We start from the raw sequence: 10,289 nt of genomic DNA, 5'->3' as shown, positions 1-10,289 counted from the left end.
TGGTGTGGTGGCTGGAATCTCAGCCACATAGCGAAACCTGGTGGTCGCTGGGATCCAGCTCACCCAGTGACACTCTGCAGAAACTGCAATCAGCGAAACCCGGTGCCTGCTCAATCCCAGCCACACAGCCGCCCCCCTGTGGGAGCCGTCGAGCCCCAGCGAGGCCGCGAAGGCGGTGTGTCAGGCACAGAAGGACTGTCAGTGCCGCCGCCTTCGCAGCCTCGCTAAAGCTCGACATCTCCCACAGTTTGGCGGTGTGGTGGCTGGAATCTCAGCCACATAGCGAAACCTAGTGGTCGCTGGGATCCAGCTCACCCAGCGACACTCTGCAGAAACTGCAATCAGCGAAACCCGGTTCTTGCTCAAATCCCAGCCACACAGCCGCCCCCTGTGGGAGCCGTCGAGCCCCAGCGAGACCGCGAAGGCGGTGTGTCAGGCACAGAAGAACTGTCAGTGCGACCGCCTTCGCAGCCTCGCTAAAGCTCGACAGCATTTGAGCGTGCGTGCAGCTTAGAACGGTGCAGGGCACTCGAAGCGTAGGCGTTCGCCGCTTTGCGGATGGGTGAAGCTCAACATGCTGGCGTGCAGGCACAGGCGTGGCCAGGCGGCCAGGGCTTGTTCGTGGGCGTAGAGCCCATCACCGAGCAATGGATGCCCGATCGACAGCATGTGCACGCGCAACTGATGCGAACGCCCGGTGATCGGCGTCAGTTCGACGCGGCACCAGTCGCCGCAGCGCTCCAGCACCTTCCAGAAGGTCAGCGCGTGCTTGCCGAATTCGTGGTCGACCACGTGGCGTGGCTTGGTCGGCGGGTCGTAGCGCAGGGGCAGGTCGATGCTGCCGCTGTTCAGTTCCGGCTGGCCCCAGGCCAGGGCGGTGTAGGCTTTTTCCGTTTCGCGGTCGTGAAACTGACGGGACAGTTCGCGGTGCGTATCGGCGTCCCGGGCGAGCAGGATGATGCCCGAGGTTTCCCAGTCCAGGCGGTGGACAATGCGGGCTTCGGGGTAGCCGTTTTCCTGCAGGCGCGTGATCAGGCAGTCCTTGTTGTCATCGGCGCGGCCAGGCACCGAGAGCAGCAGGGTCGGCTTGTTCACCACCAGGACAGCGTCGTCCTGGTGCAGGATATGAATAGTGGACAGCGGCATTAAACAGCCTCGTAACAAACGCCAACGGCGGCTCGCCCACCCGGCCCGTAAAACGGGTCAGGGTGAACGAGCCGCCGTGGCGGCCGCCTGTTCGATCAACGATCAGGCAGGGTGATATTGAGTTCCAGAATCGAGCAGCTGCCGTCATTTTCCAGGGCGACATGCACGTCATCGTTACCGATATTGACGTACTTGCGGATCACCTCGACCAGTTCCTTCTGCAAGGCCGGCAGGTAATCCGGAGTGCTGCGTTGGCCGCGTTCGTGCGCCACGATGATCTGTAGACGCTCTTTCGCTACCGACGCGGTACTTGGCTTTTTGTTGGCGCGAAAGAAGTCGAGAAATTTCATTGTTTAGTTGCCTCCAAAGATACGCTCGAAGAATCCCTTCTTCTTGACATCGAGGAAGCGATGTTCCACGGTCTTGCCCAGCAAGCGATCAACGGCATCGCTGTACGCCTGGCCGGCGTCGCTCTGGTCGTCGAGAATCACCGGCACGCCCTGGTTGGATGCCTTGAGCACCGCCTGGGATTCCGGGATCACGCCCAGCAGGGTCACGGCGAGGATTTCCTTGACGTCTTCAACGCCAAGCATTTCGCCATTGCTGACGCGCTCAGGGTTGTAGCGGGTCAGCAGCAGGTGTTCCTTGATCGGGTCCTGGCCTTCCTCGGCGCGCTTGGATTTGCTGGCCAGAAGGCCGAGCATGCGGTCCGAGTCACGTACCGAGGACACTTCCGGGTTGGTCACCACGATGGCTTCATCGGCAAAGTACATCGCCAGGTGAGCACCGGTTTCGATACCCGCCGGCGAATCACACACCACGTATTCGAAGGTTTCTTTCAGCTCGGCGAGGACTTTGCCCACGCCTTCTTTGGTCAGTGCATCCTTGTCACGGGTCTGGCTGGCGGCCAGCACGTACAGGTTCTCAAGGCGCTTGTCCTTGATCAGGGCCTGTTGCAGGTTGGCTTCGCCGTTCACCACGTTGACGAAGTCGTACACCACGCGGCGTTCGCAGCCCATGATCAGGTCGAGGTTACGCAAACCGACGTCGAAGTCGACGATGACTGTCTTGTGGCCGCGCAGAGCGAGGCCGGTACCGATAGCGGCGCTGGTGGTGGTCTTACCCACACCACCCTTGCCGGATGTAACCACGAGAATCTTGGCCAAGGTGTTTCACCCCTAAGGAAAAAGGACTTTTCAGTCCCTGAAAAACATCTCTTGGAACTCGCTGCAGGCGGGCAGCCCTAGTAGGAAAAAGATGTGGTTTCCGTAGGGGAAACGCCAACTTTCAATTATTCCTACGCAAGTCTTGCCGGTTTCGCTGTGCTATCAGAGTCTAGAGATGCTTGGAAAATGCGGCAGTATCCGTTAAAGACGGATGATGTTCAACACATCGCCCGACAGGCTGACCTGCACCCCGGCCCCCCACAGCGGATCACGGCGCAAATCTTCTGAAACCTTGTACTGGCCTGCGATGGACACTAGTTCAGCAGTCAACTGCTGGCAAAAAATACGCGCTTTGGTATCACCCTTGATGCCGGCGAGGGCACGTCCGCGCATCGGGCCGTATACATGGATATTGCCATCGGCGAGAAGTTCCGCCCCCGGGCTGACCGAGGAGATCACCACCAGGTCGCCACCCTGGGCGTAAATTTGCTGCCCGCCGCGTACGGGCGAGGTGATGATCTTTGTAGGCTTGATCGTAGGCTCCGGAGGTTTTTCCGGTTTTTTCTTCACTTCGCCGACCAAAGGTTCAAGCGGACGCTCGCGCGCGCCGGATGGCGGCAGTACTGGCAGTTCAATGGCGATGGCGGCGGCGATGTCTTCGATACGGCTGGCGCGAATCGCCAGGGTACGCAGGCCATGGGAGCGGCACACACGCATCAGGCCGGGCAGGTCAATCGAGCCTTGGCCGGCCGGCAACTTGTCCAGGGCCAGCACCAGCGGGGCATTGTTGAAGAAGTTCGGCGCCAGGGCGACCTTGGCGGCGAGCTGGCGATCCAGGGCGTCGAGGTCGTTGCGGGCGAGTTCCAGCACGGTGATGGCGAGCATGCTGCCTTTCAGCTGGAACACGGGATCTTGGTCTAGCGGTTCGGTTTGGCTCATGGTCGGCAAAAGCGGCTTGTCACGAAAAGTGTCGAGACTTATAACGAGAACACTCACTGGCCGCAAGCCGAGTCGAACCGTTGTAGAATGCGCGGCCCTGTCTTTACCGGAATCTGTAATGGATCGCCCGCGTTTTCGAGCTGTATTTTTTCACCCGCGTTTTTGGCTGTTATGGCTGGGACTCGGCCTGCTGTGGCTGGTCACCCAATTGCCGTACCGCGCGCTGCTGACCATTGGTCGCCTGCTGGGAGCGGGCATGTACCGGGTGGCCGGTGAACGTCGGCGTATCGCCGCGCGAAACCTGGAACTGTGCTTCCCGGAAAAATCCGCCAAGGAGCGTAAGCGCCTGCTCAAGGAAAACTTCGCTTCCACCGGCATTGCCTTCTTTGAAATGGCCATGAGCTGGTGGTGGTCGCGTCAGCGCCTGGCGCGCCTGGCCCACGTCGAAGGCCTTGAACACCTCAAGCAGGCCCAGCTGGATGGCAAGGGCGTGATCCTCATGGCCCTGCATTTCACTACGCTGGAAATCGGCGCGGCCCTGCTGGGGCAGAAACACACCATTGATGGCATGTACCGCGAGCACGGCAACCCCTTGTTCGACTACATCCAGCGCCGTGGTCGCGAGCGTCACAACCTCGATTCGCTGGCGGTCGAGCGTGAAGACGTGCGCGGCATGCTCAAGCTGCTGCGCGCCGGTCGCGCCATCTGGTACGCACCGGACCAGGACTACGGCGCCAAGCAAAGCGTGTTCGTGCCGTTGTTCGGCATCCAGGCCGCCACGGTGACCGCCACCAGCAAGTTTGCCCGCCTGGGCAAGGCGCTGGTGGTGCCGTTCACCCAGGAGCGCCTGGCGGACGGCAGCGGTTACCGCCTGGTGATCCACCCGCCGTTGACCGACTTCCCCGGCGAAAGCGATGAAGTCGATTGCCTGCGCATCAATCAGTGGGTCGAGGCCTCGGTACGAGAATGCCCCGAGCAATACCTGTGGACCCATCGCCGCTTCAAGAGCCGGCCACCCGGTGAGCCTAAACTGTACGAAAAATGTCGTTGATAAGAGCGTGTGGCGGCTGCGCAGTCCTACGGGAGCAAGCGCCCTCGCCACAAAGAACGAGCTTTCCCCACACGGAGTGATGCGATGCGCCCAGCTGAACCGGTTACAGGCTTGATTCTTTCCGGCGGCGGGGCGCGAGCGGCGTATCAGGTGGGGGTATTGGCGGCGATTGCCGAGCTGTTGCCGCCGGGAGCGCCGAACCCTTTCCCGGTGATCGTCGGCACCTCTGCCGGCGCGATCAATGCGGTGAGCCTGGCCAGTGGCGCCATGGACTTCACCGCCGCAGTCCAACGTCTTACCGTGTTCTGGCAGGGCTTTCGCAGCCATCGGGTGTTACGCAGCGACTGGCCGGGGGTGATTCGCCAGGCGAGCCGGTTCTTTATCCACAGCCTGCTGGGCATCGGCGCCCAGGTGCCGGTGGCGTTGCTCAATAGCGCGCCGCTGCGCGATTTGCTGCAGGAGCGGTTGAATCTGGACGGTATCGACGAAGCCATCCGCCACCAGCATTTGCATGCGGTCGCGGTGACGGCGTTCGGCTACGAATCCGGGCAGGCCGTGACCTTCTACCAGGGCGGCGGCACCATCGACGCGTGGTTGCGCCATCGGCGTATCGGCGTGCCGACGCAACTGACGGTTGAACACCTGCTGGCCAGTTCGGCGATCCCCTTGTTGTTTGCGCCGGTGAAACTCGACCAGGAGTATTTCGGTGACGGCGCCGTACGGCAATCGGCGCCGATCAGCCCGGCCTTGCACCTGGGCGCGAGCCGAGTGCTGGTGGTCGGCGTCAGCGGCAACCCGCGGGGCAACGAACCGTCGACGCAGCGCACCTACACCGGCCAGGAGCCGACGTTGGCGCAGATTGGCGGGCATATGCTCAACAGCACGTTCATTGACAGCCTGGAAAGTGATATCGAACTGCTGGAGCGCTTGAACCAGTTCAGCCACGTGTTGCCGGCGGATGCGGCGATACAGGGCCTGGCCCCGGTTGAAGTGCTGGTGATTGCACCCAGCCAGCCAATCGATGAAATCGCAGCACGTCATCGGCAGGAATTGCCGGCGGCATTGCGCTTGTTTCTACGCGGGCCGGGGGCGACCAAGACGAGCGGGGCGGGGGTGTTGAGCTACCTGCTGTTCGAGGCGGGGTACTGCAGCGAATTGATTGAGTTGGGCAGGAAGGATGCGTTGGCCAAGCGCGAGGAACTGTCGAGGTTCTTAGGCCTGTCACCGGTCTAAAAATGTGGGCGCTGGCTTGCCTGCGATAGCGGTGTGTCAGCCACCGAATCTGCTGACTGATCCACCGCCTTCGCGAGCAAGCCCGCTCCCACATTTGTTTTGCAGTGTTATTTAGAAGTGATACTTGACCAGGAAGCTCGCGGTGTCCTGGTTGGTCTTGAACGCGCCGGAATCCTCGATCCCGTACTTGTTCTTCCAGTAGTCGTATTCGAAACCTACGTACAACTGTTTGTCGCCCCAGTGCAGCGCCTTGCCCAGGTCATACTTGACCTGTGGGTTGAAGTGCAGGTTGGCGTGGTAAGTGCCGCGCGCGTTCTTGTCGTTGTCCGTCACCCAATCCATGAAGCCGTCGATGAGGATGTCGGAGTTGCCAACCGGCACGGTGTACGACCATACCGGGGTGATTTGCCAGACGCCGTCACCCGGGCGATTGCCTTCGGTCTGGCGCTGGTAGAAGTTCAACTGGAAGTAGTCGAAACCGGGGATGTTCAAATCAAAGCCTGGGCCGAGCAAGTACGACTCGTTGTCGCCTTCGCCGAACTCATAAGTGAAGGCCAGCAGGACATCCTTGATCGGGCCGAATGACAAGTCCTTGTCGAAAATCTTGCCAAACGACAGGCGCGGGCTGAACTCACCGTAATAAGTATTGGGGCCGACATTGCCGTCTTCCTTGCCGTTGTAAAAGATGCGGTCGAGGAAGAAGAAGTTGTCGCCGTACTTCCAGGCGTCGGCATGTTCGAACGTCACCGTTTGTTGGATCTGCGGGTTGACGGTAAAGCTCTTGCCCCACAAGTAAGTCAGGCTGTTGTTCTGCCACTGCAACAGATCACCGGCCACGGCCTGGCCACCGGCCAGCAGGGATCCCGCCAGCATCAGGCCTTTGAACATAGGTTTCATTCGGTTGCTCCCGAGTTAAAGTTTTATGGTTTTTCTTCTACGCAGGCGCTCTGGTGTGGCGCCTTTTGGTTCGCTGCAAAAATCGTCTGTTCGGTCAGCTTTAATGCTTTTAGCAAGAGCTGCGCCAAGGTGTTTAAAAAGCCAAAAAATCCCCGTCGGCTGCATCGGATGCAGTCGAATATCGAGAACTTTTGCGCACTTTGGCAGCAGACATTGGGCCGGGGTAAGTTGGCCTTGCAGTCAGCTTTTACATTGGCTGTTTTTTTTTGAGTCGATTCGAGCGGGCGCGGAGAATACTGGCTCCAAAGCCTTGGCTCAAGTGCGCCGTTACAGAGCGCATGGGGCAGGAATGGGGCACGGCGGGTGGCCGGCCCCGGGTGAGTGGCGTGCATGGGGCTGTTCCTGTTCGTTGTTATTGTTGTTTTAACGAAGGAATCAATGCGTGTGGGCGACGACAGGGCGTTCAGCCCCGCCGAGAATGTTGAACAATATGTTCAGCGACAACGCGCTGAGGGTGGCCATGGCGATCCCGCTGTGCGTAATCGGGCTCATCCACAGTGGCAGTTGCGCGAAGAACTCCGGACGTACCACCGGGATCAGGCCCATGCCGATGCTCACCGCCACCAGCAACTGGTTGCGGCGGTCGGCAATGTCGGCTTCCTGGAGGATCTTGATACCGGTGGCCGCGACCATGCCGAACATGGCAATCGCCGCGCCGCCGAGGACCGCCGGTGGAATCGACGCCACCAGGAACGCGGCCTTGGGCAACAGGCTGAGCACGATCAGGAAGGCGCCGGCCATCATGGTCACCGAGCGGCAGCGCACGCCGGTCATCTGCACCAGGCCGATGTTCTGCGCGAACGAGGAGTGGGTAAAGGTATTGAAGAAACCGGCGAAGAATGACGCGCCGGCATCACACAACAGGCCGCGGCGCAGCATCTTCGGCGTGACGTCCTGGCCGGTGATCTTCCCCAGCGCGAGGAACATCCCGGTGGATTCGACGAAAATGATCACCACCACCAGGCACATCGACAGGATCGGCGCCAGCTCGAACTTGGGCATGCCGAAATGCAGCGGCGTCACCACCTGTACCCATGGCGCCTGGGCCAGGCCGGCGAGGTCGACCATACCGATGGCGCCGCACAAGGCGTACCCCAGGCCCATGCCGATCAGCACTGAGATATTGACCCAGAAGCCGCGCATGAAGCGGTTGATCAACAAAATGGTGGCCAGCACCAGGGCGGCAATCGCCAGGTAGATCGGCGAGCCAAAGGTGGCCGCTGCACTGCCGCCACCGGCCCAGTTCACGGCCACCGGAAACAGCGACAGGCCGATCGCGGTGATCACTGTGCCGGTCACCAGCGGCGGGAAGAAACGCACGACCTTGGACATGAACGGCGCGATCAACAGGCCGAAGAAACCGGCGGCGATGGTCGCGCCGAAGATTCCCTGCAGACCGATGCCGGGCATGCCGGCCATCGCGACCATGCTGCCCACGGCGGCAAAACTGGCGCCCATCATCACCGGCATGCGAATGCCCACCGGGCCGATGCCGAATGACTGCACGAGGGTGGCGATTCCGGCCACCAGCAGGTCGGCGTTGATCAGAAAGGCGATTTCTTCACGGCTCAGGCCGGCGGCCTGGCCAATGATCAGGGGGACGGCGACGGCACCACCGTACATCAGCAAGACGTGTTGCAGGCCTACCAGAATCAGTTGCAAGAGGGGCAGCCGCTCCATCGCGGGCGCGGCAGGGATCTGCGGTTCTAACTGGGACATGCAACACCTCGGATCTTTTTTATTTTTGTGTTGTTTGGAACGCAATCTTCGAAACTCAGCAAATCCCCTGTGGGAGCGGGCTTGCTCGCGAATGCGGTGGTTCAGCCACTGATGTGTTGGATGACACACCGCATTCGCGAGCAAGCCCGCTCCCACATTTGGACCTGCGTCAGGCTGTCAGTTGGTACGCGCCCCCTGATTGATCCACGTGCCAATCAAGTCACGCTCCTGCTGGGTCATCTGGGTGATGTTGCCCAGCGGCATGATCTGGCTCGCCACGGCCTGCGCTTGAATGCGCGCCGCCTGCTGCTGGATCTGCGCCGGGGTATCGAACATCACCCCGGCCGGCGCGGTGCTGAACAGTGGGCTGGTGGGCTTGGCCGAATGGCACACGGCGCAGCGTTCCTGGATCACCCCGTGCACCTTGTCGAAATCAATCGTCGCCTGGGCTGGCGCAGGTGCAGGTTCTGCGGCTGGGGCGGCTGGAGCAGCAGGGGCAGCGGGCTTCAAGCCACCGCCCAAGGCGGTTTCCGGCAGCGGCTGGTACTCGATCGCCGCCGGAGCCTTGGCCACGTCCGGAGCGGTCGCAACGGGCTTGGGCCCGGTCACATACGCCAGGCAAATCATCGCCAAGGCGCCCACCGGCAAGGTCCACGCGTACTTCTGGCTGTTGTGGCGGGTGTTGAAGTAATGCCGCACCAGCACTGCCGCCACCGCGATCCCGGCCAGGATCAGCCAGTTGTACTGGCTGCCGTAGGTGCTCGGGAAGTGGTTGCTGATCATGATGAACAGCACGGGCAGGGTGAAGTAGTTGTTGTGGCGCGAACGCAGCAAGCCCTTGGCCGGCAGGGCCGGATCCGGCGTGCGGTTCTCGGCGATTGCCGCCACCAGCGCGCGTTGCGCCGGCATGATGATGCGGAACACGTTACCGACCATGATGGTGCCGATCACGGCGCCCACGTGCAGGTACGCGCCACGGCCACTGAACACTTTGCTGAAGCCGTACGCGGCGGCAATCAACAGCACGAACAGAATGAAGCCGAGCAGGGCAGGGCGCTTGCCCAGGGCCGAGTCGCAGAGGAAGGAGTAGATGAACCAGCCGACGAACAGTGAGCCGATGCCCAGCAGCACGCCTTCCGGACCACTGAGGCTGCTGCCCGGGGCCAGCAGGTACAAGGTCGGGTTGGAGTAGAACACCACGCACAGCAGCGCGATGCCTGACATCCAGGTGAAATAGGCTTCCCATTTGAACCAGTGCAGGTTGTCCGGCATGGTCGGCGGGGCCAGTTTGTATTTTTCCAGGTGGTAGATACCGCCACCGTGGATCGCCCACAAGTCACCGGCCAGGCCGTCCTTGGGGTTGACGCGGTTGAGGTTGTTTTCCAGCCAGACGAAGTAGAACGAAGCGCCGATCCAGGCGACGCCGGTGATCATGTGAACCCAGCGCACGCTAAGGTTCAGCCATTCCAACAGATGTGCTTCCACAGTCTTTACCTCTCGCCTGTCACCCTTGTTGTCGGGTGATCCGGCCTTCTCTTATTGGTGGGGGGCGAGGATCAATCGCTCATCCTCTTTGAAGAAATGCTCATCGCAGTTATTGCCTGTGCCACTGCGATCAACCACCAGGAAGTCATCCCGCTTTTCGATCGTCAGCACCGGGTGGTGCCAGACGCCGCGATGGTAATTGATGCCCTGCCTGCCGTTGGTGACGAAGGCGCGGACCAAGCCTGATACAGGTGCATCGCCAAGTGGCGCGACCACGATCAGAAAGGGGTTGCCGAGCAGCGGGATGAAAGCCTGGCTGCCCAGCGGGTGTCTCTCCAGCATGCACACGGTCAGCGGCATATTCAGCGCGTCGGCGCGGAAGATGCTGATGATCGCGTTGTCTTCAGGCTGCGCGGTTTCTACCGTTGCCAGCTTGTGAAAGCGCATGGTCGACCCGTTGTTGATCATGAAGTGATCGCTGCCATCGGTTTCGATAACGTCTCCGAAAGGGGCGAAGGCTTCTTTGGTCAGGGGTTCGATCATCAGTGTGCGCATGGCTGTCTTCTTAAGTTTTCGAATTTGATGTTGTCTGG

11 protein-coding genes are annotated in these 10,289 nt (G+C 60.8%); 2 read left to right on the top strand and 9 right to left on the bottom strand.

From position 1 onward, the window contains the following. Positions 1–510: 510 nt before the first annotated feature. The 4 genes from NTD80_RS06325 to minC form a co-directional block, all read right to left on the bottom strand. A complete protein-coding gene (locus tag NTD80_RS06325) occupies positions 511–1,146 on the bottom strand; it encodes an RluA family pseudouridine synthase (protein ID WP_262132704.1) in 636 nt (211 codons plus the stop codon). A gap of 95 nt (positions 1,147–1,241) precedes the next feature. Continuing rightward, a complete protein-coding gene (gene minE, locus NTD80_RS06320; RefSeq protein WP_003175252.1) occupies positions 1,242–1,496 on the bottom strand; it encodes a cell division topological specificity factor MinE in 255 nt (84 codons plus the stop codon). Between the two features lie 3 nt (positions 1,497–1,499). After that, positions 1,500–2,312 (bottom strand): septum site-determining protein MinD, encoded by an 813-nt coding sequence (gene minD / locus NTD80_RS06315; protein ID WP_003175251.1) that lies wholly within the window; start codon positions 2,310–2,312, stop codon positions 1,500–1,502. A 201-nt stretch (positions 2,313–2,513) separates the two neighbouring features. Then, the gene (minC, locus tag NTD80_RS06310; RefSeq protein ID WP_065903444.1) at positions 2,514–3,251 is read right to left on the bottom strand and encodes a septum site-determining protein MinC; all 738 of its coding nucleotides are present in this window, start codon (positions 3,249–3,251) and stop codon (positions 2,514–2,516) included. A 118-nt stretch (positions 3,252–3,369) separates the two neighbouring features. On the opposite strand from minC, the gene NTD80_RS06305 reads away from it, so the two are divergent. Together NTD80_RS06305 and NTD80_RS06300 are read left to right on the top strand one after the other, a co-directional pair. After that, positions 3,370–4,302, top strand: a complete 933-nt coding sequence (locus NTD80_RS06305; RefSeq protein WP_262132700.1) for a lipid A biosynthesis lauroyl acyltransferase — start codon at positions 3,370–3,372, stop codon at positions 4,300–4,302. 84 nt (positions 4,303–4,386) lie between these two features. Further along, positions 4,387–5,535, top strand: a complete 1,149-nt coding sequence (locus NTD80_RS06300) for a patatin-like phospholipase family protein (RefSeq protein ID WP_120449305.1) — start codon at positions 4,387–4,389, stop codon at positions 5,533–5,535. 111 nt (positions 5,536–5,646) lie between these two features. Here NTD80_RS06300 and NTD80_RS06295 read toward each other — a convergent pair whose 3' ends face one another. The 5 genes from NTD80_RS06295 to NTD80_RS06275 all read right to left on the bottom strand — a co-directional run bounded on the left by NTD80_RS06295 (position 5,647) and on the right by NTD80_RS06275 (position 10,251). Further along, positions 5,647–6,432, bottom strand: coding sequence for an outer membrane protein OmpK (locus NTD80_RS06295; RefSeq protein WP_065903436.1), 786 nt, complete (start codon positions 6,430–6,432; stop codon positions 5,647–5,649). A 23-nt stretch (positions 6,433–6,455) separates the two neighbouring features. Continuing rightward, positions 6,456–6,824 carry a hypothetical protein gene (locus tag NTD80_RS06290; protein ID WP_262132699.1) on the bottom strand — a complete coding sequence of 123 codons (369 nt, stop codon included), beginning with the start codon at positions 6,822–6,824 and terminating at the stop codon, positions 6,456–6,458. Between the two features lie 43 nt (positions 6,825–6,867). Further along, positions 6,868–8,211 (bottom strand): nucleobase:cation symporter-2 family protein, encoded by a 1,344-nt coding sequence (locus tag NTD80_RS06285; protein ID WP_065903433.1) that lies wholly within the window; start codon positions 8,209–8,211, stop codon positions 6,868–6,870. 177 nt (positions 8,212–8,388) lie between these two features. Then, positions 8,389–9,696: a urate hydroxylase PuuD gene (locus NTD80_RS06280; RefSeq protein WP_065903429.1), complete on the bottom strand. Its 1,308-nt coding sequence runs from the start codon at positions 9,694–9,696 to the stop codon at positions 8,389–8,391. A gap of 51 nt (positions 9,697–9,747) precedes the next feature. Next, on the bottom strand, positions 9,748–10,251 hold the full coding sequence (locus NTD80_RS06275) for an ureidoglycolate lyase (RefSeq protein ID WP_262132707.1): 504 nt from the start codon (positions 10,249–10,251) through the stop codon (positions 9,748–9,750). Positions 10,252–10,289 lie beyond the last annotated feature (38 nt).

Origin of the sequence: Pseudomonas sp. 13B_2.1_Bac1, assembly GCF_025466155.1 — a bacterium.
Lineage (GTDB): Bacteria > Pseudomonadota > Gammaproteobacteria > Pseudomonadales > Pseudomonadaceae > Aquipseudomonas > Aquipseudomonas aylmerensis.
The sequence above is the reverse complement of the archived record's forward strand: the minus strand, read 5'-3'. Positions and strand labels throughout refer to the sequence as shown.